The sequence below is a fragment of the Candidatus Sulfotelmatobacter sp. genome (assembly GCA_035504415.1).
GTDB lineage: Bacteria > Vulcanimicrobiota > Vulcanimicrobiia > Vulcanimicrobiales > Vulcanimicrobiaceae > Vulcanimicrobium.
The window spans coordinates 14822-34327 of sequence record DATJRY010000006.1; the positions used below are offsets into that span (position 1 = coordinate 14822).

Below are 19506 nucleotides of genomic sequence, written 5' to 3' on the forward strand. Positions count from 1 at the left end.
GATGCGACCGATGCTGCTCTACCGCGCGACCTGTGCGAAGTGCCGTACGCTCTCGGCGCTCGTGGCGGCGCTCTCGGCCGGCTGGATCCGCCGCGTCGCGGTCGATGCGCCCGAGGCACTGGAGCTCTACGCGCGCTACGGTGCCGCGCCCGGGACGCTGGCGCTGCTCTACCGTGGGGCGTTGTACACGCGCTGGACCGTTCCGGCCTTCGCCCTGATGGCGATGCCGGGCGGCGTCCTGCGCGCCGCGCGACGGCTGCGAGGCGGCTGATGGCACGCCGTGTCGCGCCGGCCGTCATCACGTTCAACGACGTGCCGGCGCACAACCCGACCTTCAAGTACGAAGTCCTCGGCCGTCTCGCGATCGAGAACCGGCGTCGGTATTGCGCGCGCCACGGTTACGACTTCATCGAGACGGTGCCGGTCGCACCGGATCGCCCGGCGTGCTGGGCCAAGCTGCCCGCCCTGCTGGCCGCGCTCGAGTCGTACCCGTGGGTGCTGTGGGCCGACAGCGATGCGCTCATCTTCGCGCCGGAGCGGCGTCTCGAGCCGCTGTGCGATCCGGCGTACGACCTGATCGTCCAGTCGCACGAAGCGTATTTTCGGTTCCTCGGCGTCCCGCTCGCCACCGGGCTCGCGCGGATGCCGATCAACACCGGCGTCTTCCTGATTCGCTCCTCGCCCTGGTCGCGGGCGTTCCTCGCGCGCGCCTACGAGCAGACGCAGTTCGTCTCGCACGGTGAGCTGTGGGACGGAATCGGCGAACAAGAAGCGATGACGGCGCTGCTGCAACGCGAGCCGGCTGACCTGCGCCGCATCGGCTACGTTGACGGGTTGCAGAACCACCCGCGCTTCTATCGGCCGGGCGATCTGTTCGTCCACTTCTACGGCAACTACGCTCAGCACCGTCTCCCGCTCGAGGCCTGCGCGGAAGTCTTCGTGCGCTGGGGTGCGGCCGTCCACTGCGAGCGCCCGCTGCCGGACGATCGCGCGCGTTTTCACTGGTGCTGCATCCAGAACAAGGTCGCCGGCGCGGAACCGGTCCGCGGCGACCTGGGCCGCTATCTCTACGAGCCGGGCGACATCGCGGCGGAACCGGTCGGCGCATGAGGCATGCGATGTACGACGAGCCGGTGACGATCTATCGCGACGCGTATGCGGACGCCTACCCGTCGCTTTACCTGACGCCGTGGGCGCGCAAGCACGCGCTGAACGTGGCGAACCTGGAGCGGATCGTCGCGGCGCTGCCCGCCGCGCGGCCGCGCTGGCTCGACCTCGCCTGTGGTCAGGGATGGCACTTCTCGGCGTTCGCCGGACGCGCGGAGATGACGGGGCTCGACCAGAGCGCCGCGCAACTCGCCCGCGCACGCGCCAACGCGCCGGGTGCGCGCTTCGTGCAGGACGACATGACGCGGGCGGCCTTTCCGACCGGCAGCTTCGATCTGGTCACGAACTTCTGGGCCGGCTACTGCTACCTGCGCGACCGCGGGCACATCCTGGCCTTGCTGCGCACCGCGCTCGACTGGATCGCGCCCGGCGGCGCCCTGTACGTCGAGGTCTTGGTCGGGCGCGATCTGGCCGAGTTCAATCGCTCGCTCTACGCGCAGCGGACCGGATTCGGCGTGACGCCGTGCAGCGACGACTTCTCCGAGTGGCTCTACGACGACAGCGGCGGTCGTCATCGGATGACGAGTCCGCCGCTGGAGGACTTCCTGGCCGTCGTCGAGCCGGCGTTCGCCGCCGTCGAGGCGCACCACGACGGCGGCTTCATGCACCACCTGATCGCGACGGGGCGCCGGCGCGACCCCTACAGCGGCAGAAGGGTCGAGGAGCGCACGTCGACCGTATAGGTGCCGGCCCGCACGAAGGCGTTGGGCACGGCGCAGGTCACGGTCCCGTCGGGCTGGTCGATGACGACGAGCGGCGCGCCGGCGATGCAGGCGGTCTCGTCCAGACGATAGGTCGTCAAGAACAGATGCGCGGCGATCCCGACGGTACGGAGGGCGGCGTCGACGTTGTCCAGCGTGTCGTTGCTGCTCACCGACGCATTCGTCCCGGCGTGATCGTCACGATCGTGGTGGTGCTGCGGCTGCGCCGCCGGCGGCGGTGCGGTGACCGGTCCCACGGGCACGTCGCGTCGGATAATCGGACCGGGTCCGCGGTCCGCCGCCGTGGCCGGCGAGGCGGGAGCGGTGTGTTCGACCGGCGCCGCAGGCTCCGCGCGCTCGACGGGTGCCGGCGGCGCCGGGCGCGAGTCGTCACCACCGCCGTGTGGTCCGCTCACGCCCATCAGGCAGAGCGCCAGCGCGAATGCGCTGGTGAGATGCGTGGCTGTTCGGAGCATCGTTCGCATTGCAGTCCCTCGCTTTCGGAACGAAGATCTTCCAACGCCAGTCTTGCATTGCGGGCTGGCAATCGCTTTACAGCCCGATGAAAGAATCGTGAGCGCTACGCTCGAGCGGAACTGCTAGATGGATTCGAGCGTGAGCGTCGACGGATCGACGGTGTACGTTCCGGGTCCGACGACGGCGTTGGGGATCGCGCAGATGACGCTGCCGTCGGGACCGTCGATGACGACCAGCGGCGCGTCGGTGTTGCAGTCGGTTTGCGTGAGCTGATAGTCCTGCAGCAGCTCCGCGCCCGGACTGCCGGGTGCGATCGGCACGAACGTGAGCGGATACTGCGCGCCGATGTCGCCGGGCGCGATGTCGCCCCAGAAGTCGCCGCCCCAGAACGTCAGGACCGGGACCCACGGCGTGCCGCCGTGCCAGCCCCAGTTGGGATGGTTGTGCGGGTTGTGCACGATCACGCGGTGCAGGTTGGGCGGCGGACGGCGCGCGATCGGCTGATAACCGCGTTGCGCCTGCGGCGCGGTCTGCGCGGGCTGGTACTGCGGCACGACGATCCGCCCGCTGTTCGACGTGTCGCCGTGCAGGTCGAAGCCCGGCTGCGGCGCCGCGCGCTGCACGGGCTGCGGCGGCGTGTACGACCGTGCCGGCGGTGCGTACGAGCGCGCCGGCGGCGCGTACGAGCGCGGCGCGGACGGCGCGGATCGCGGTGCCCCGCCGCCACCACCGCCGCCGGGCCGCGGCGGTGCCGCCGCGGTACCGAGGAGGGTGAGCGTCAGCGCCAGCGCGCCGGCGCACCGGAGGGTCGTGCCGATGGTCGCGTGCATCGCGTCCTCGCTACTTTCCACCGGACGAGTCGACCCAGCCGCGACCGGTGATGTACGTGCCCCGTTTGGTCAGGATCTCGACGAGCAGCGTGTTCGGGCTCAGCTCGACCCGCGAGCCTTTGATGGGCAGCTCGCGGTGCGTGTCGTTGATGAAGACGAAGGCTTTCGTGAGCCGCAGCTCTTCGTTCACGCCGTAGCGGTCGAACCAAACCTCGGCGCCGTCACAGACGCGCACGCCGTTTTCGCGGTGACAGTCCTTCCCCGTCACCACGATCGCATGCTGCGAATTCGGCAAGGTGAAGGTGACCGTGTCGGCGGCGACCCCGATCCGCACGCCCGGGTAGAGCGTGTTCGAGCCGTCGTGCTGCTCGATCCGCACCTCGCCTTGCGCGAGCGCGGAAAGCGGCACCGCTGCCGCGAGCAGGGCAAAGAGCGAACCTCGTAGCCAACGCGACATGCCGGTAGCATTGCAAGGCAAGCTGGTAAAAGCCTGGAGAAATCGGCCCCAAAGAGGTTCCTTTTTCGGAGGGTCGCCGTGGCGGCCGGGCGTAGGCAAACGCCATGGTCTCTTTCGTCGGCCGCGCCTCCGCGGCCGCGTTGCTGGTCGCCCTCGCGGCATGCTCCTCGAACGGCGGCGCGGCATCCTCGGGCGCGAACGCCGCGGCCAGCCCCGGGGCGGCCGGCACGATCGCGATCGGGATCGACCTGCCGCTGAGCGGCGCGGACGCTTCCGACGGCCGCCCGACGGCGAACGGCGCGGTGCTGGCGATCGAGCAGGCCGACGCGCACGGCTTCGCGCACGGCAAGTACGTCCTCAAACCGGTGCTGCTCGACGACGCGGTGCAAGGGAAGCACGATCCCGCCGCCGGCGCGCAGAACGTCAAGACGTTCATCGCCGACGCCAGCGTGCTGGCGATGGTCGGACCGTTCAACTCGAACGTCGCCAAGTCGGAGATCCCGCTCACCAACGACGCCGGCTTGGCGCAGATCGCGCCCTCGACGGTCAGCGACGGCCTCACCGTCGGTCCCGACGCCGCGGCGCTGCGCGAGGCGCATCCGGACACGAACGCGTTCTTCCGCGTCTGTACGCGCGACAGCCGTCAAGGCGCGGCGCTGGCCGCCTTCGCGCACAAGCAGGGCTGGAAGAAGATCTACGTCGTCGACGACGACGAGACGTACGGCAAGGACCTTGCCGACGTGTTCGTCGCGCAGGCCCGCCGGCTGGGCGTGCAGATCGTCGGGCGCGACCACATTCTGGCCAACCAGCAAGACTTCCACGCGCTGCTCACCAAGGCGAAGGCACTGGGGCCGCAAGCGGTGTTCTTCGGCGGCACGACCTCGACCGGCGGCGGCTTGCTGCGCCGGCAGATGGCGGACGCGGGGCTCGCCGGCGTGCCGATGCTGGGCGGTGACGGGATCAGCGACCATTCGTTCATCGACGTCGCCGGATCGATGGCGAACGACACCTACTACGCCGTCGCCGCTCCGGACGCGACCAAGCTGCCCTCGGCGCGCGCGTTCGTCGCCGCCTACCGCAAGCGTTTCGGCGAGAACGTCGGCCCGTACAGCGCCAACGCGTACGCGTCGGCGCAGGTCGCGATCGCCGCGATCGCCGCGGCGATCGACGCCGGCAACGGCGCGCTCCCGACCCGCGCCGAGGTGCTGCACGAGGTCGCGGCGACGCACGACCTGCAGACACCGATCGGCGTCGTCGGCTTCGATCGCAACGGCGACACGACGGCGCCGGTGCTGAGCCTGGTTCGGATCGTCGGCTCGACGCCCCACACCGTCGACCAGATCACCCTGCCGCCGTCCTGACGAACGACCGCAGGGCGGTCGGTCCGGCCGGGCGTACTTGGGTCCAACTCGCTCCCGGTATATGCCCTAGGAGTCGCGCATGCGTTGGTCTTCTTCCCCTCGCGCCGTGCTGGTCACCGGTCTGGCGTTCGCCCTGACGGCCTGTTCGGGCTCGCCCTCGGGCTCCTCGGGTTCCACCGCAGCGAGCCCGGCGGGGAACGTCATCAAGATCGGCATCGACTTTCCGATGAACGGCGCCGACGCGGCCGTCGGCGTCCCGTCGGCCAACGGCGCGATCCTCGCCGTCGAGCAGGCGAACGCGGCCGGCTTCGCCGGCGGCAAGTACAAGCTCGAAGCCGAAGTGCTCGACGACACGGTGCAAGGGAAGCACGATCCGGCCGCGGGCGCGCAGAACGCGAAGACGTTCGCCGCCGACCCGTCCGTTCTGGCCATGGTCGGGCCGTACAACTCGAACGTCGCCAAGGCGCAGATTCCGATCACCAACGACGCCGGTCTGGCGCAGATCTCGCCGGCCAACACCAACGACGGGTTGACGATCGGCGACGCCGCCAAGGCGCTGCGCTCCTCGCACCCCGACACGATCGCGTACTTCCGCGTCTGCACGCGCGACAGCCGGCAAGGCCTGGCGCTGGCCAAGTTCGCGCGCCAGCTCGGCTGGAAGAACGTGTACGTGATCGACGACAACGAGACGTACGGCAAGGGCCTCGCCGACGTCTTCGATCCCTCGTTCGGTCAACTGGGCGGAAAGGTGCTGGGGCACGACCACATCACCGCCAACCAGCAAGACTTCAAAGCGCTGCTCACCAAGGCCCACGCCACCCATCCCGACGCGATCTTCTACGGCGGCGACGTCTCGACGGGCGGCGCGCTGCTGCGCCGCCAGATGGCCGACGTCGGCATGCAGAGCGTGCCGTTCATGGGCGGCGACGGCATCGGCACCTCGGAGTTCTTCAAGGTCGCCGGCCCGATGGCGGATCACACGTACTATAGCCTGGCGGCGCCCGACGCCGCGAAGCTGCAGACCGCGGCGCAGTTCGTCGCGGCATATCGCAAGCGGTTCAAGGCCGACATCGGCGCCTACTCGGCGAACGCGTACACCGCCGCACAGATCGAGATCGCGGCGATCGCGGCCGCGATCAAGGCCGACAACGGCGCGATGCCGACGCGCGCCGCCGTGCTGGCCAACGTCGCCGCGACCAAAGACTTCCCCTCGGCGATCGGGACGATCAGCTTCGACGCGAACGGCGACACGACCGCGCCGATCCTGACCCTCAAGCAGGTCGTGGGCGGCAAACCGATCACCCGCGCGCAGCTCGTGCTCGACTGAACCGCCGGTGGAGACCTTCCTCCAGCAGCTGGTCAACGGGCTCTCGCTGGGCGGCATCTACGCGCTGATCGCGCTCGGCTACACGATGGTCTACGGGATCATCGAGCTGATCAACTTCGCGCACGGCGACGTCTACACGCTCGGCACGTTCTTCTCGCTGATGATCCTCGGGCTGCTGGGCGTCACCGGCGTCGTGACGGGGCCGGCCTTGATCGGCGTCGTGCTGGTCACCATCGTCGGCGCGATGCTGCTGTGCGGGATCGTGGGCGTGCTGATCGAGCGGCTGGCCTACCGGCGGCTGCGCAACGCCCCGCGCTTGGCGCCGCTGATCACCGCGATCGGGATGTCGTTCATCCTCGAGAACCTCATGCAATACTGGCACGGGCCCTCGCCGATCCCGTTCCCGGACGTCGTGCCGAATCCGACCTTCACCACCGGCTTGGTCGCGATCCAGATGAAGCAGATCCTGGTCATCGTGCTGGCGGTGGTCATGATGATCGGTCTGCAGGCCTTCGTCTACAACACGCGGCTGGGCAAAGCGATGCGCGCCACCGCGCAGGACCGCGACGCCGCGCAGCTGATGGGGATCGACATCAACACGACCATCGCGCTGACGTTCCTGATCGGCTCGGCGCTGGCCGGCGCGGCCGGCTTCGTCTCGGGGGTCTACTACGGCTCGACCTGGTTCTTCAACGGCTTCGCCGCCGGACTGAAGGCGTTCACCGCCGCCGTGCTGGGCGGGATCGGCAACCTGGCCGGCGCGATGCTGGGCGGCTTCCTGATCGGGCTGATCGAAGCGCTGACGACCCAATTCATCAGCGATCAGTGGTCGAACGTGGTCGTGTTCTCGGTGCTCGTGCTGGTGCTGATCTTCCGTCCGTCCGGCTTGCTCGGCGAGTCGCTCCCCACCAAGGTCTGACGTGAAGCCCCAGCTGCGCAACGTCCTGTTGGCGTTCGCGGCCGCGATCGTGCTGCCGTTTCTCGTGCGCAACGGGGCCTTCACGAACTTCCTGGCCGATGCCGGCGCGTTCGTGCTGCTGGCGCTGGGGCTCAACATCGTCGTCGGCTTCGCCGGCCTGCTGGATCTGGGCTACGCGGCCTTCTTCGCGATCGGCTCGTACGCGTTCGCGATGCTGGCCTCGCCGCAGTTCGGCATCCACCTGCCGTTCTGGCTGCTGCTGTTCCTCGCGTCCGGTATCGCGGCGGTGTTCGGCATCTTGCTCGGCGCGCCGACGCTGCGGCTGCGCGGCGACTATCTCGCGATCGTGACGCTGGGCTTCGGCGAGATCGTCCCGCAGACGTTCCTGAACCTCTCGCAGTGGACGGGCGGCCCGAACGGGATCAGTCCGCTCGATCAGCCGGTGCTCTTCGGGTACCGTTTCGGTCTGAACGCGCTGCCGTACTACCTGATGATCCTGGTGCTGATCGCGGCGGCGGTCTGGTTCGCCAACAATTTGCGCGCCAGCCGCCTGGGCCGCGCCTGGATGGCGATCCGCGAGGACGAGCTGGCGGCCGCGCACATGGGGATCAACACGACCAAGACCAAGCTGGCCGCCTTCGCCCTGGGCGCGTCGTTCAGCGGCCTGGCCGGCTGCGCGTACGCGGCGAAGCTGCAGCTGGTCTCGCCCGATCAGTTCCAGTTCAACGTCAGCGTCGGACTGCTCTCGATGCTGGTGCTGGGCGGGATGGGCAACATTCCGGGCGTGATCGTCGGGTCGCTGGTCATCTCGTTCCTCGACCGCTTCCTGTTGCCGCAGAGCGCGAGCTGGCTGCACGTCGACTTGAGCGCGTCGCGCTTTCTCATCTACGGCGTCATCCTCGTGCTGATGATGCTGTTCCGGCCCGAGGGGCTGTTGCCGAGCCGTCAGCGCAAGGCCGAGCTGCACGCGGCCGACGACGACGCGGACGCCGCCGCCGCGGAGCAAGAGCTGTACGCGGAGGCTCCGCACTAGATGCCGCTGCTCGAGCTCCACGGGGTCACCCAGCGCTTCGGCGGGCTGGTCGCCGTCGGCGACCTGAGCTTCAGCGTCGAGGCCGGTTCGATCGTCGCGATGATCGGACCCAACGGCGCCGGCAAGTCGACGGTGTTCAACCTGATCACCGGGATCTACGCGCCGAGCGCCGGCCGCATCACCTTCGACGGCGCCGCGATCGCCGGGCGCAAGACCAGCGACATCGCCGCCCGCGGCGTTGCTCGCACGTTCCAGAACATCCGCCTGTTCGCGTTCATGTCGGTGATCGACAACGTCCTGGCGGGCCAGCACGCGCGCTTGCGCGCGACGTTGCTCGACGACTTGCTCCACACGCCGCGCGAGCGTGCCGAGGAGAAGACGGCGCACGAGCGGGCGCTCGAGCTGCTGCGCTTCGTCGGTCTCGAGCGCGACGCCGAGACGACGGCGCGCAACCTCGCCTACGGGTTGCAGCGGCGGCTCGAGATCGCGCGCGCGCTGGCCTCGGAGCCCAAGCTGCTGCTGCTCGACGAGCCGGCGGCCGGGTTGAACCCGACCGAGAAGCGCGAGCTGGTCGCGCTGATCCGGCGCATCCGCGAGCGCGGCGTCACCGTCTTCCTGATCGAGCACGACATGGGTCTGGTGATGGAGCTGAGCGAGCGCATCACGGTCCTCGATCACGGCGAGAAGATCGCCGAAGGGACGCCGGCCGCGGTGCGTGCCGACCCGCGCGTGATCGAGGCGTATCTGGGAGCGCCGGCCTAGTGGCGCTGTTGGAGGTCGAGCACCTGGTCGCGCGCTACGGCCGCGTCACGGCGTTGCGCGACGTCTCGCTGACGGTCGACGAGGGCGAGATCGTCACGCTGATCGGCGCCAACGGCGCGGGCAAGACGACGACGCTGCGCGCGATCAGCGGCCTGCTGCGCCCGACCTCCGGCCGAATCGTGTTCGCCGGCCGCGACCTGGCGCGCCTCTCGCCGAGCGAGATCGTGCGCGCCGGGATCAGCCAATCGCCCGAGGGGCGGCGCGTCTTCCCGCGCATGACGGTGCGCGAGAACCTCGAGCTGGGCGCCTACACGCGCCGCTCGAAAGCCGAGATCGCGGCCGACACCGAACGCGCGTTGACCGTCTTTCCGCGTCTGCGCGAGCGCTACGACCAGAAGGCCGGCACCATGTCGGGCGGCGAGCAGCAGCAGCTGGCGATGGCGCGTGCGCTGATGTCGCGGCCGCGCGTGCTGCTGCTCGACGAACCCTCGCTGGGGCTCGCGCCGATGCTCGTGCAGACGATCTTCGGCGTGATTCGCGAGCTGAACGCGGCCGGGACGACGATCCTGCTGATCGAGCAGAACGCGCGCCAGGCGCTGGCCGTCGCGCGGCGCGGGTACGTCCTCGAGGTCGGCCGAATCGCGCAGTCGGGCACCTCGGCGGAATTGCAAGCCAGCGACGCGGTGCGCGCCGCGTATCTTGGAGGAGAAGCATGAACGGGAGCGCCGGAGCGCAGAGCACGCTCATCACGCTGGTGATCGTCGTGCTGGTCGTGTACCGCTTCTCGGTGCGCGAGCTGAAGGACCGCGTCGTACGGGCGCGCGGTCTGTGGGGTCGGCCCGGTATCCTGGCGCTGTTTACGATCGCGCTGTGCTACGGCGCGCTCCAGGCGCCGAACCCGCACCCGCTCACGCTGACCGTCGAGCTGGTCGTCGGCGTCCTGGTCGGACTCGTCGTCGGCGCGTTCGTCGTGTACTTCACGACCTTCCAGCCCGCGCCGCGCGCCGTCTATCCGGCCGTGCGCGCGCAAGGCTCCTGGAAGACGATCGTCGTGTGGGTCGTCGCGATCGCGCTTCGCTTCGCGGTGCGGTTCGCCATGCACGGCGAGAGCGCGGCCGACGAGTACACGCTCAACGCCGCGCTGGTCGCGCTGATGGCCGCCGCCTTCGGCGTCGTGGCCGTCAGCTTCCAGCGCGCGATCGGGCGCTACCCGCCCGTCGGCTGACCGCCACCGGGAGGCCGCTCGCGGCAAGCGCGGCTGCCGTGGCGGTCTTGTGGTCGGCGCCCCACGGCGCGCCCGCGCTCGCACGCAGGCCGTCGATCCGGTCGCGCAGCGCGTCGATGGGTTCGCCGGTCGCGTCCGCGGCCGCCGCCCACACCTCGCGCTCGCGCACGGTCAGCACGCGCACGTCCTGGCGCGCGCATGCGGCGACGATCGCATGCTGGAAGAGCCGGCCTTCGGCGGCGTGGATCAGCGGATGCGCGCGCACGATCGCGGCGAGGTCCGGAACCGGATCGTGCCGCCGTCCGCTGGTGAGAACGCCGGCCGCGTGCACCGCGGCTCCGCGCTCGGCGATCGACGCGAGCAACTCCGCGAGGAGCGCATCCGCGCGTGCCGCGACGGCCGATGCCGCGCGCTCGACGAGTGCGGCGGCCGCCGCGGCGTCGAGCTCGGCGGCCGCGTGATAGACGAAGCGCGGGACGGACTCGTCGTCGGGCACCAGCGTGGCGCGCCGGCGTGCCGACAGGTCGAGGCGGCCGGCGTCGATCGTCACCGCGACGGCGGTCGTCCAGCCCGTATGGACCTTGAATCCGATGACCGTGCGCGGCGGCGTCACGGCGCGTCCTGCGAGCGCGCCGCCTCGCGTGCGCGGATGCGCGCCAAGAACACCTCGAGCGTCTTGTCGGGCTCGTCGGTGAACGGCTCGCCCAGCCGCGCCGACGCGACGCGGTCGATGCGAAAGCTGCGGAAGTCCGTGCGCAGCTCGCACCACGCGGCCAGCGTCCAGACCTTGCCCCAGAAGTAGAGTCCGAGCGGCCGGATCGTCCGTGAGCTCGGCGTGCCGTCCTCGCCGGCGTAGTCGATCGCGAGCCGGCGATGTTCGCCGATGGCCTGATGCAGCAGGTCGAAGTGCTCGGTCGTCGCGCGCCGGCCGAAGCGCGGCGCGAAGACGCGGGCTTGATCGACGTGGTCGAGCAGCTCGGTCGGCACGACGCCGCGGATGCGCGCCAGCGCCGAGCGCGCCGATGCGGCCAGGCTCGGACCGCACCACGCCTCGACCAGCCGCGCGCCGACGACGAGCGCCTCGATCTCGTGGCGTTCGAACATCAGCGGCGGGATCTCGAAGTGCTGCGGCAGCGCGTAGCCGCGGCCGGGTTCACCGTCGATCGGGACGCCGCACAGCGTGAGCTCGTCGACGTCGCGGTAGATCGTGCGCTCCGAGCACTCGAGGCGCTCGGCGAGCTGGCGGGCCGTGACGCGCCGACCGCCCCGAAGGAGCAGGACGATCGTGAACAGGCGATCGGCGCGGCGCATGCCTCAAGAGACCGCGTGCAAACCCACCCGGTTCCCTTCGGAGTCGGCGATGTGCGCGACGTAGCCGATCGGCCCCAGCGAGGTCTTCGGGGCGACGATGCGGCCCCCGGCCGCCTCGACGAGCTCGAGCGTGCGATCGAGCCGCCCGTCGACGTTGAGGAACACCAGCGTGCCGTGCGGGCTGGGGTGCGCGTCGGCCACCAGGCAGCCGCCCACGCCGGGCTGCTCGTAGGGAAACACGGCGATCGGCTCGCCCTGGAAGTCGGCGACGCTCATCGGCGTCTCGAGGATGGTCGAGTAGAAGCGGACGGCGCGGTCCAGATCGGCCGTCGGGATCTCGAACCAGGTGATCGCGGTCGTCGCCGCGCGGGTCGTGGTCTCGGGCATCGGAGGTCTCCTCGTGCGAAGCGGAGTGAACGCCCCGATGCTACCAAGACGCTCCTGCCATCGTGGTGTCAGGAGCGTCCTGGAATCACTCGCCGCGCGCGAAGCCGGCGATCAGGGCCGGCGCCGCGGCGTCGAATCCGACGACGTCGAGCATCCCGGCGTCGTCGGGGTCGGCGATGGTGAACCCGGTCGCGGTCATTCCGACGACCGCGAGCTTGGCGCGGATCCCCGTCCGTTCCCGGTAGCGCCGCAGCGCCTCGTCGGGGTGGACGTTCCCGAACCAGGTCTCGTTGTCGGTGTAGATGACGAACAGGTCGATCTCCAAGCGCTTTTCGAGCGCGTAGAGCATCGGCAGCGCGCAGTCCGTCGCCATGAACGGGAGCGCGTTCGTGCGCGCCACGACCGACCGGATCGGCTCGTCACGACGGATCGGAAACGGGACGAACTTCTCCGAGAAGGCCATGACGTGCACGCGCGCTTCCGTGCGCACGTGCGTCACCGCCATCGCCGCCGCGGCGACCCGCGGGGTGATCCCCGGAATACCGGCGATCTCACCGCTCCCCATCGATCCCGACACGTCGAGCGCGACCAGCATGCGGGCACCGCTCGGCTCGACGTGCGCGAAGGACAGCGCGAACGCCGTCTCCAGCGCGTCGACGATCGACTTGACCGGAGTCCAGGTCGTCGACCCGCGCACGCTCTTCCCCGACCGATAGGTCTCGAGCGCCGCCAGGATCGCGATCGGGTGAACGCGCGTCGTGCGCAGCGCGCTCGCTTCGGTCAGCCGCTGCGCCACCTGCGCCGTCTCCGGCGCCTTCGGCGTCAACAGCCCGACGCGGGTGAGGGTCGCGAGGTTGCGCAGCAGCGCCGTCATCGGCAACGTCGGCAGCAACGCGTCCCAGACGAGGGGCTCGCGGAGCCACTCGCTCGGCAACGCCTCGCGCGGCAGCCCGCTTCCCCGCACCAGCTCCGCGCACGCCAGCGCGTCGGCGTCCGCGAACGCCTTGGCCTGCGCGTGCGCCCGCAAGAGCGCCAGCTCGCGAAACTCCTCGCTCGGCACCGTCCCCGCCACGATCCACGCGTAGAGCGCCGCCCGTTCCGCATCACCCGCCAACGGGTGCGCCAGCCGGAAGACGTCACGGTGCGTGAACCCGTGCCGGTTCTGGTACTTGAGCGCCTGATACGCCAGCTGCCCGACCGGCTTGTTCGCGTACCAGTCGTGGAGCGCGCGGCGCAGCCCGCGTCCCCACCCGCGGAACTGTTCGACGTACGAGCAGAACTGCAACAGGTGCGAACCCGTGCGGCAGACCCGTCGCAACCCCTCCCCGAGCGCGTAGCGTCGCGTCGCCTCGTCACCCAGACCCGCGCACGCCGCGAGCGCGAAGATCGCCGCGTCCACCTTCGGTGCCCGCCCGCTCTCCGAGATCGTGACGACGCGCGCGACGACGCGCTGGCCGTCCTCGCCGATCGCCGCGATCAGGTTGGCCGCGTTCTCCTTGGTGAGCGCCCACTCGCTCGCGTAGTACGTCCCGCCTTCCGATCCGAGGATCAGAAAGCGGTCCAAACGCGACCAGCGATCGAGCGCGTAGACGTATCCGCCGGCGCTGTTGGCGACCTGCGAACGGTTGGGCTGGGCCTGCGACTGCGGCGTTCCGAAGACGCGCGCGCGGAAAACCCGCGCCAGGGACTGCATGGACGTATCCTCCGAAAAGTGCGTGATGAAGAAGAGCCGGTATCAGCGGTCGGGAACGATGCAGGTCGATGGACGAGTGTTGTTCCGAGATCGGGCGTGCGCCCGCGATGCTCTACCGCTGAGCTACCGGCGTATGCACGCCGGGCGGGATTCGGACCCGCGACCTTCGATTGAGAGATAACCTCGAAACTCCGGCCCATCGCCGGCACCGTCACGAATCGGCCTCGCAGGCAAGGTGGGCGCGCGGCCCCCACTGGCGGCGCACCCGAAGATGCGCCGTCCTGGATTCGAACCAGAAGACACCAAGGTCCAGTGGGATCCCAAAATAACCGCACGCTGTCGGCCCGCGAGGTGCCGTGGGCCCGCAGGCCCACGGCGGAGCGTCAACCTTTGACGCAGACCACCTGACGGAGCGTGTGCACGATCTCGACGAGGTCGCGCTGCGCCGCCATCACGGCGTCGATGTCTTTGTACGCGGACGGCGCCTCGTCGAGGACGCCCGCGTCTTTGCGGCACTCGATCCCGTCGGTCTCGCGTCGTAGATCGCCGAGCGTGAGGCGACGGCGCGCCTCGCTGCGGCTGAGACGGCGGCCCGCGCCGTGCGAGCACGACTCGAACGAGGCCGGGTTACCGCGCCCACGAACCACGAACGAGCGCGCACCCATCGAGCCCGGGATGAAGCCGAGCTCGCCGAGCCCGGCGCGAACCGCACCCTTGCGCGTCACGAACACGTCGGCACCGAAGTGCCGTTCGCGGGCGACGTAGTTGTGGTGACAGTTCACGACGGTTGCGCCGCGCTCGAACGCCGGCAGACCGACGTTGCGATGCGAGAGCGCCGCGATCGCACGCGAGAGCATGAGCTCGCGGTTGAGCCGCGCGTACTCCTGCGCCCACCCGACCGCCTCGACGTAACCGTCGAAGCTCGCCGTGTGCTCGCTCAGGTACGCGAGATCGCGATCGGCCAGCGTCACGCCCAGACCGTCCAGCTCACGCTGGGCCGTCTCGATGTAGACCATACCGATGCGGTTGCCCGCGCCGCGCGAACCCGAGTGCAGCGTCAACCACACATGACCGTGCTCATCGATGCACAATTCTACATAGTGGTTTCCCGAGCCGAGTGTACCGAGCTGCTGACGAGCCGTGCGTACCGAGACCCGCGGCGCACGCGCCATGACACGCGCGTAGCCCTCCGCGAGCTGCGTCTCCCAAACCTGGTCGATTTCGGCCGGCACCTCGCGGTGCGCACCCTGACCGACCGGGATCTGGCGCTCGAGCGCGTTACGCACGCGGCGCAGATCGTCGGGGAGGTCCTGTGCGCGGAGCGTGAGCTGCTGTGCGATCATGCCGCAGCCGATGTCGACGCCGACCGCGGCCGGCACGATCGCACCGAGCGTGGGCACGACGCTGCCGACCGTGGCGCCGCGTCCGAAATGGACGTCGGGCATCACGGCGACGTGATCGTGCACGAACGGCAGCGCCGCGACGTTCGCGACCTGTTCGCGCGCTTGGCGCTCGAATTCGACGCCGTCGACCCACGCGTAGACCGGACGACCGGCGGTCTCGATGACCTGCATGACAGAACCTCCTTTCCTGTAAAGCGTGCTGAAAGCTGAACGAGCGTAGGCGAGCACCGCATCGTTGTCAAGCAGAATCGCGCGGGTTTTCTGCGATAAACGCGCTCGCGGGCTTGACAGCCGAGGCGAGCAGCATTTAGGATCAACGCACTATGTGGCAACCGACGGCATCGATTCGGCCGACGAACCCAGACTGCGGCGTGCAGCCTGTGTTGAAGCACGCCCTGCTCACCGGCCGGAATCAGAACGACGTCGCGTCGCCGGAGATCCTATCGTAGCTGCTGCCCCGCAGTCTTTTCGTACACACGAAAGAGGGGATCGGCAGCCGCCGGTCCCCTCTTCGCATGTCGCAACGACGGTGCGTTCGAGCCTAACCTGAGCAGCCATATCACCATCTTCTGCGCGTGGGGAAGCTTGGTCATCCCGCGTCCCTCGGGCGGACGAGATCGTCGGTTCGAATCCGACCGCGCAGGCCATGTACACCCCTAATCACGACCTCGAGGAAAGGAGGCGACCCATCATGAGCGACGTGCTCTTGCTGAACTTCACCTACGAGCCGCTGGCCGTCATCGGCGTCCGGCGCGCGGTCCGACTGGTATTCACACGGAAGGCCGAGGTCGTCTTCGCCGGAGAGGACGAGCTGCGATCGCCGACCGTCGCGTTTCCGTTGCCGTCGATCGTGCGACTGCTCTTCTCGGTGGCGCGGCGCCGTCGGCGGCTCGCGCTCACGAAAATGAACGTGCTGCTGCGCGACGACTACCGGTGCGGGTACTGTGGCGTGCGCTGCGGTGCCGGGTCGGCCAGCGTCGACCACGTCGTGCCGAAGAGCCGTGGCGGACGCTCGGCGTGGGACAACCTGGTGACGTGCTGCCTGGCCTGCAACGGTCGCAAGGGCGATCGCACGCCGGACGAGGCACGCATGCCGCTGCGACGGATCCCGCGCGAGCCCCGTTCGATCCCGTGGATCGTCGTGCGTCGTCACACGCTCCCGGACGAGTGGTGGAAGTACCTGTTCCTCTACTCGGTCGACGTAGTGGAACGGCCGGTGCGCCATGGGTGAACCGGACGTTCTGCAGCGAGTCGGAGCGCGCGTGCGCGCGGTGCGTTCGGGACGCGGCCTCACGCAGCGCGCGGTGGCGGAACGCGCGGGACTCAGCCGCGCCTCGGTCGCCAACGTCGAGGCGGGCCGGCAGAACCTGGGGCTGTTGCAGCTCGAGGCGCTCGCCGGTGCGCTCGGCGTCCAGGTCGAGCGGCTCATGGGCGCCGAATGCGCCGAGCATGGCCGAGTCGACTCTCACTTTCCGTAACGACGGCGGCGTCGAGGTGTACGTGCGGCGTTGGGTACCGGCGAGTCCGTGCCGGGCGATCGTGGTGATCGTGCACGGGCTCGCCGAGCACTCCGCGCGCTACGAACGCTTCGCCGAAGCGCTCGCGGCGCGCGGGTACGCCGTGTTCGCGCCCGACTTACGCGGCCACGGCCGCACCGCCGGCGGCGACGAGCACCTGGGCTGGGCCGGTCCCGACGGTTGGAACGGAATGCTCCGCGACCTCGCCACGGTCGTCGAGCTCGCGCGCGCGCAGTATCCGGCGACCGGCATCGTGCTGTTCGGGCACAGCATGGGCTCGTTTCTCGCGCAGCGCTTCGCGCAGCTCCACGGTCCCGAGCTGGCGGGGCTCATCCTCTCGGGCACGTCGGGCTCGGCGCCGGGGATCGACGCGGGCATCGTCGCCTCACGCGTTCTCTCGGTCGGTGGGAACGCGCGCAAGCCCTCGCCGTTGGCGAAGCAGATCTTCGCCGGCTTCAACAAACCGTTCGCACCGGGCCGCACCGGCTTCGAGTGGCTCAGCCGCGACGAAGCCGAGGTGCAGAAGTACGTCGACGATCCGTGGTGCGGCTTCCCGGTCTCGAACCGCTTCTTCACCGACATGCTGGCCGGTGAGCGTGAGGGGTGGAAGCGCGAGAACGAGCGCGAGCTCCCGACCGATCTGCCGGTCCTGCTTTTCGCCGGCGACCGCGATCCGGTCGGCCGCAACGGCGCCGGCGTCACCGAGCTGACGGAACGCTACCGGCACGTGGGTATGCGCGACGTCAGCGAGATGCTCTACCCGCAAGGGCGGCACGAGATGCTCAACGAGACCAACCGCGAGCAGGTCGTCGCCGACGTGCTCGGGTGGCTCGACGAGCATACGGATCAGTCGACGAAGATGTCGTCGGCCAGCGGGCCGCCCGGCGAGACGGCGTAGGCGTCGAAGTTCGGCGCGCCCTCGGCGCGCAGCACGTCCTCGTCGATGAAGGCGTTGCCGGTGCAGCCGCGCGCGTCGCGGTTGAGGATTGCATAGGCCGCGTCGGCGACGATCTCCGGCGTGCGCGAAGCGCGCATCATCGCCTCGCCGCCCAACAGGTTCTGCACCGCGGCGGTCGCGATGGTGGTGCGCGGCCAGAGCGCGTTGGCCGCGATCCCGCGTTGGCGGAACTCCGCCGCGAAGGCGAGCGTCAGCAGCGTCATGCCGTATTTCTTGAAGGTGTAGGCCGGCGCTTGGCCGACCCACTTCGAGTCCAGCGCGATCGGCGGCGAGAGGGTGAGGATGTGCGGCGAACGTCCCGCGTCCGCCGCCGCCTCCAGGTGCGGCAACGCGGCCCGGGTGACCAGATACGTCGCGCGCGGACCGATCGCGGTCATCAGGTCGAACGCCTTCGCGTCGACCTGTGCGAGGCCGCCCAGACGAATCGCGCTGGCGTTGTTGACGACCACGTCGATCCCGCCGAAGCGCTCGACGCCGGCCTGCACCGCCTGCGCGATCTGCTCGTCCGAACGCACGTCGCAGGCGACCGGGAGCGCGTGGCCGCCGGCCGCTTCGATCTCCGCCGCGGCGCTGAAGATCGTCCCCGGCAGCTTGGGGTGCGGCTCGGTCGTCTTCGCCGCGACGATCACGTTGGCGCCGTCGCGCGCCGCGCGCAGCGCGATCGCGAGGCCGATCCCGCGGCTGGCGCCGCTGACGAACAGCGTCTTGCCGGCGAGGCTCACGCGCGCGCGCCGCGCTCGAAGAACGCCGCCATGATCGCGCGCGCTTCCGGGGACTGCAGCCGTTCACCGAAGGCTTTGCCTTCGCGATCGATCGCCTCGACGATCTGCGCGCGATCGTGGTGCAACAGCCGTTTGGTCGCGCGGACGGCGCCGCGCGGTTTGGCGGCGACCGCGCGAGCGGCGGCGAGCGCCGCGGCGTCGAGCTCCTCGTCGGCGACGACCTTGGTGATCAGTCCGTCGCGTTCGGCGTGCGTCGCGTCGATCGGCTCGCCCAGGAACAGCGCGGCGCCGGTGCGCGCGTAGCCGAGCAGACGCGGCAGCAACACCGTCGAGCCCGCTTCGGGGACGATGCCCAGGTCGACGAACGGCAGCCGCAGGCTGGCCGAGGGCGCGGCATAGACGAGGTCGGCGTGCAGCAGCATCGTGGTGTCGATCCCGACCGCCGCGCCGCGCACCGCGACGACCAGCGGGACGTCGGTGCTCGCCAGCGCGTGCAGGAAGCGCATCGCGGGCGAGTCGGCGAACGCCGCGCGCTCGAGGAAGTCGCGCAGGTCGTTGCCGGCGCAGAACGTGCCGCCGTTCGCGCCGATCAGCACCGCACCGACGTCGTCGGCCGCGGCCGATTCGACCGCGTCGGCCAGCGCCGCGTACATCGCGACGGTCAGCGCGTTCTTCTTGTCGGGGCGGTCGAGGACGACGTGCCGGACGCCGTCGCGATCGGTCACGGTGATGCCGAGCGAAGTCATGCTCCGCACTCCGCCCGTCAGCCGGGGTTTCCTCCCTCGTAGCGCGCCAGCCGCTCGAGCAAGTCGCGCGCGATGCGCAGCACGTCGCGCTCGGCCGGCGAGAGCGCGTGCGCCATGGCGCCGGCCAGCCGGGCCTCGCGCCGCAGTGCTTCCGCCACCAGGTGCTGTCGCCCGAGCAGCGTGATCGCGATCAGCCGGCGGCGCCGGTCCTCGTCGTCCCGGCGGCGGGTGATCAGGCCGCGGTCTTCGAGCCGGGCCAGCATCCGCGTCAGCGACTGCGGCAAGAGCCGCTCGCGCTCGCCCAGCTCACCAGCCGTCAGCGGCCCCTCGCGCTGCAGCACCCCCAGAACGCTCATCTGCTCGGGGCTCGGCTCGTCGAAGCCGCGCCCGGCGCGCAGGCTGCGCTGGAACAACGCGACCGTCGCACGCAAGGCCCGGGCCTCGGCGAGGATCTCGGGACTCCGCTCCATCGTACGCGGGGTTCACCATTTTTCGACGCGAGGCCCGCAC

General features: G+C 70.0%; 24 protein-coding genes and 1 tRNA gene. 14 read left to right on the forward strand and 11 right to left on the reverse strand.

From position 1 onward, the window contains the following. Position 1: 1 nt before the first annotated feature. From VMD91_02480 to VMD91_02490, 3 genes are read left to right on the forward strand one after another with little or no spacing between them, the layout of a single operon-like run. Entirely contained in the window at positions 2-271 is a 270-nt protein-coding gene (locus VMD91_02480) for a hypothetical protein (GenBank protein ID HTW82918.1), read from the forward strand. Next, a complete protein-coding gene (locus VMD91_02485; protein ID HTW82919.1) occupies positions 271-1110 on the forward strand; it encodes a hypothetical protein in 840 nt (279 codons plus the stop codon). Before VMD91_02480 ends, VMD91_02485 begins: the two co-directional genes overlap by 1 nt. Continuing rightward, positions 1107-1850: a class I SAM-dependent methyltransferase gene (locus tag VMD91_02490; GenBank protein ID HTW82920.1), complete on the forward strand. Its 744-nt coding sequence runs from the start codon at positions 1107-1109 to the stop codon at positions 1848-1850. The genes VMD91_02485 and VMD91_02490 overlap by 4 nt, the downstream gene beginning before the upstream one ends. Here VMD91_02490 and VMD91_02495 read toward each other — a convergent pair. The 3 genes from VMD91_02495 to VMD91_02505 all read right to left on the reverse strand — a co-directional run bounded on the left by VMD91_02495 (position 1808) and on the right by VMD91_02505 (position 3584). Next, positions 1808-2131, reverse strand: a complete 324-nt coding sequence (locus VMD91_02495; GenBank protein HTW82921.1) for a hypothetical protein — start codon at positions 2129-2131, stop codon at positions 1808-1810. The two genes, VMD91_02490 and VMD91_02495, sit on opposite strands and share 43 nt — an antisense overlap. 336 nt (positions 2132-2467) lie before the next feature. Next, positions 2468-3175, reverse strand: a complete 708-nt coding sequence (locus tag VMD91_02500) for a hypothetical protein (protein HTW82922.1) — start codon at positions 3173-3175, stop codon at positions 2468-2470. A gap of 10 nt (positions 3176-3185) precedes the next feature. Next, complete coding sequence (locus VMD91_02505) at positions 3186-3584, reverse strand: hypothetical protein (protein ID HTW82923.1); 399 nt, start codon at positions 3582-3584, stop codon at positions 3186-3188. 152 nt (positions 3585-3736) lie between these two features. On the opposite strand from VMD91_02505, the gene VMD91_02510 reads away from it, so the two are divergent. From VMD91_02510 to VMD91_02540, 7 genes are all read left to right on the forward strand, one after another. Further along, on the forward strand, positions 3737-4993 hold the full coding sequence (locus VMD91_02510; GenBank protein HTW82924.1) for a branched-chain amino acid ABC transporter substrate-binding protein: 1257 nt from the start codon (positions 3737-3739) through the stop codon (positions 4991-4993). 79 nt (positions 4994-5072) lie between these two features. Next, the gene (locus tag VMD91_02515; GenBank protein HTW82925.1) at positions 5073-6320 is read left to right on the forward strand and encodes a branched-chain amino acid ABC transporter substrate-binding protein; all 1248 of its coding nucleotides are present in this window, start codon (positions 5073-5075) and stop codon (positions 6318-6320) included. Positions 6321-6327: 7 nt separating this feature from the next. Then, a complete protein-coding gene (locus VMD91_02520) occupies positions 6328-7239 on the forward strand; it encodes a branched-chain amino acid ABC transporter permease (GenBank protein ID HTW82926.1) in 912 nt (303 codons plus the stop codon). A gap of 1 nt (position 7240) precedes the next feature. Continuing rightward, positions 7241-8272: a hypothetical protein gene (locus VMD91_02525; GenBank protein HTW82927.1), complete on the forward strand. Its 1032-nt coding sequence runs from the start codon at positions 7241-7243 to the stop codon at positions 8270-8272. Continuing rightward, on the forward strand, positions 8273-9034 hold the full coding sequence (locus VMD91_02530) for an ABC transporter ATP-binding protein (GenBank protein ID HTW82928.1): 762 nt from the start codon (positions 8273-8275) through the stop codon (positions 9032-9034). Then, on the forward strand, positions 9034-9750 hold the full coding sequence (locus tag VMD91_02535) for an ABC transporter ATP-binding protein (GenBank protein HTW82929.1): 717 nt from the start codon (positions 9034-9036) through the stop codon (positions 9748-9750). Before VMD91_02530 ends, VMD91_02535 begins: the two co-directional genes overlap by 1 nt. Continuing rightward, positions 9747-10259, forward strand: a complete 513-nt coding sequence (locus VMD91_02540; GenBank protein HTW82930.1) for a hypothetical protein — start codon at positions 9747-9749, stop codon at positions 10257-10259. Before VMD91_02535 ends, VMD91_02540 begins: the two co-directional genes overlap by 4 nt. Here VMD91_02540 and VMD91_02545 read toward each other — a convergent pair. From VMD91_02545 to VMD91_02565, 5 genes are all read right to left on the reverse strand, one after another. Then, entirely contained in the window at positions 10216-10872 is a 657-nt protein-coding gene (locus tag VMD91_02545; protein ID HTW82931.1) for a hypothetical protein, read from the reverse strand. The genes VMD91_02540 and VMD91_02545 overlap by 44 nt on opposite strands. Further along, positions 10869-11570, reverse strand: coding sequence for a YafY family protein (locus tag VMD91_02550; protein ID HTW82932.1), 702 nt, complete (start codon positions 11568-11570; stop codon positions 10869-10871). The genes VMD91_02545 and VMD91_02550 overlap by 4 nt, the downstream gene beginning before the upstream one ends. 3 nt (positions 11571-11573) lie before the next feature. Then, positions 11574-11957 carry a VOC family protein gene (locus tag VMD91_02555; protein HTW82933.1) on the reverse strand — a complete coding sequence of 128 codons (384 nt, stop codon included), beginning with the start codon at positions 11955-11957 and terminating at the stop codon, positions 11574-11576. An 85-nt stretch (positions 11958-12042) separates the two neighbouring features. Next, entirely contained in the window at positions 12043-13650 is a 1608-nt protein-coding gene (locus VMD91_02560) for a TROVE domain-containing protein (GenBank protein HTW82934.1), read from the reverse strand. A gap of 383 nt (positions 13651-14033) precedes the next feature. Next, a complete protein-coding gene (locus VMD91_02565; protein ID HTW82935.1) occupies positions 14034-15224 on the reverse strand; it encodes an RtcB family protein in 1191 nt (396 codons plus the stop codon). 398 nt (positions 15225-15622) lie between these two features. Between VMD91_02565 and VMD91_02570 the strand changes: the two genes are divergently transcribed. The 4 genes from VMD91_02570 to VMD91_02585 all read left to right on the forward strand — a co-directional run bounded on the left by VMD91_02570 (position 15623) and on the right by VMD91_02585 (position 17468). Further along, positions 15623-15700, forward strand: a tRNA-Pro gene (locus tag VMD91_02570). A 44-nt stretch (positions 15701-15744) separates the two neighbouring features. Next, positions 15745-16284 carry an HNH endonuclease gene (locus VMD91_02575; GenBank protein HTW82936.1) on the forward strand — a complete coding sequence of 180 codons (540 nt, stop codon included), beginning with the start codon at positions 15745-15747 and terminating at the stop codon, positions 16282-16284. Continuing rightward, positions 16277-16531, forward strand: a complete 255-nt coding sequence (locus tag VMD91_02580; GenBank protein ID HTW82937.1) for a helix-turn-helix transcriptional regulator — start codon at positions 16277-16279, stop codon at positions 16529-16531. The genes VMD91_02575 and VMD91_02580 overlap by 8 nt, the downstream gene beginning before the upstream one ends. Beyond that, a complete protein-coding gene (locus VMD91_02585) occupies positions 16503-17468 on the forward strand; it encodes an alpha/beta hydrolase (protein HTW82938.1) in 966 nt (321 codons plus the stop codon). The genes VMD91_02580 and VMD91_02585 overlap by 29 nt, the downstream gene beginning before the upstream one ends. Here the strand turns inward: VMD91_02585 and VMD91_02590 are convergent. From VMD91_02590 to VMD91_02600, 3 genes are read right to left on the reverse strand one after another with little or no spacing between them, the layout of a single operon-like run. Further along, positions 17417-18250, reverse strand: coding sequence for an NAD(P)-dependent oxidoreductase (locus tag VMD91_02590; protein ID HTW82939.1), 834 nt, complete (start codon positions 18248-18250; stop codon positions 17417-17419). The genes VMD91_02585 and VMD91_02590 overlap by 52 nt on opposite strands. Then, a complete protein-coding gene (locus VMD91_02595; GenBank protein ID HTW82940.1) occupies positions 18247-18996 on the reverse strand; it encodes an enoyl-CoA hydratase-related protein in 750 nt (249 codons plus the stop codon). The genes VMD91_02590 and VMD91_02595 overlap by 4 nt, the downstream gene beginning before the upstream one ends. A gap of 17 nt (positions 18997-19013) precedes the next feature. Beyond that, complete coding sequence (locus VMD91_02600; protein ID HTW82941.1) at positions 19014-19466, reverse strand: MarR family transcriptional regulator; 453 nt, start codon at positions 19464-19466, stop codon at positions 19014-19016. Positions 19467-19506: the final 40 nt, after the last annotated feature.

Bases quoted from the DNA above. Each gene is read 5' to 3' on its own strand.
- VMD91_02480 (HTW82918.1), top strand. From the start codon at position 2: ATGCGACCGATGCTGCTCTACCGCGCGACCTGTGCGAAGTGCCGTACG.
- VMD91_02485 (HTW82919.1), top strand. From the start codon at position 271: ATGGCACGCCGTGTCGCGCCGGCCGTCATCACGTTCAACGACGTGCCG.
- VMD91_02490 (HTW82920.1), top strand. From the start codon at position 1,107: ATGAGGCATGCGATGTACGACGAGCCGGTGACGATCTATCGCGACGCG.
- VMD91_02500 (HTW82922.1), bottom strand. From the start codon at position 3,175: ATGCACGCGACCATCGGCACGACCCTCCGGTGCGCCGGCGCGCTGGCG.
- VMD91_02510 (HTW82924.1), top strand. From the start codon at position 3,737: ATGGTCTCTTTCGTCGGCCGCGCCTCCGCGGCCGCGTTGCTGGTCGCC.
- VMD91_02515 (HTW82925.1), top strand. From the start codon at position 5,073: ATGCGTTGGTCTTCTTCCCCTCGCGCCGTGCTGGTCACCGGTCTGGCG.
- VMD91_02530 (HTW82928.1), top strand. From the start codon at position 8,273: ATGCCGCTGCTCGAGCTCCACGGGGTCACCCAGCGCTTCGGCGGGCTG.
- VMD91_02540 (HTW82930.1), top strand. From the start codon at position 9,747: ATGAACGGGAGCGCCGGAGCGCAGAGCACGCTCATCACGCTGGTGATC.
- VMD91_02550 (HTW82932.1), bottom strand. From the start codon at position 11,570: ATGCGCCGCGCCGATCGCCTGTTCACGATCGTCCTGCTCCTTCGGGGC.
- VMD91_02555 (HTW82933.1), bottom strand. From the start codon at position 11,957: ATGCCCGAGACCACGACCCGCGCGGCGACGACCGCGATCACCTGGTTC.
- VMD91_02560 (HTW82934.1), bottom strand. From the start codon at position 13,650: ATGCAGTCCCTGGCGCGGGTTTTCCGCGCGCGCGTCTTCGGAACGCCG.
- VMD91_02565 (HTW82935.1), bottom strand. From the start codon at position 15,224: ATGCAGGTCATCGAGACCGCCGGTCGTCCGGTCTACGCGTGGGTCGAC.
- VMD91_02575 (HTW82936.1), top strand. From the start codon at position 15,745: ATGAGCGACGTGCTCTTGCTGAACTTCACCTACGAGCCGCTGGCCGTC.
- VMD91_02580 (HTW82937.1), top strand. From the start codon at position 16,277: ATGGGTGAACCGGACGTTCTGCAGCGAGTCGGAGCGCGCGTGCGCGCG.
- VMD91_02585 (HTW82938.1), top strand. From the start codon at position 16,503: ATGGCCGAGTCGACTCTCACTTTCCGTAACGACGGCGGCGTCGAGGTG.
- VMD91_02595 (HTW82940.1), bottom strand. From the start codon at position 18,996: ATGACTTCGCTCGGCATCACCGTGACCGATCGCGACGGCGTCCGGCAC.
- VMD91_02600 (HTW82941.1), bottom strand. From the start codon at position 19,466: ATGGAGCGGAGTCCCGAGATCCTCGCCGAGGCCCGGGCCTTGCGTGCG.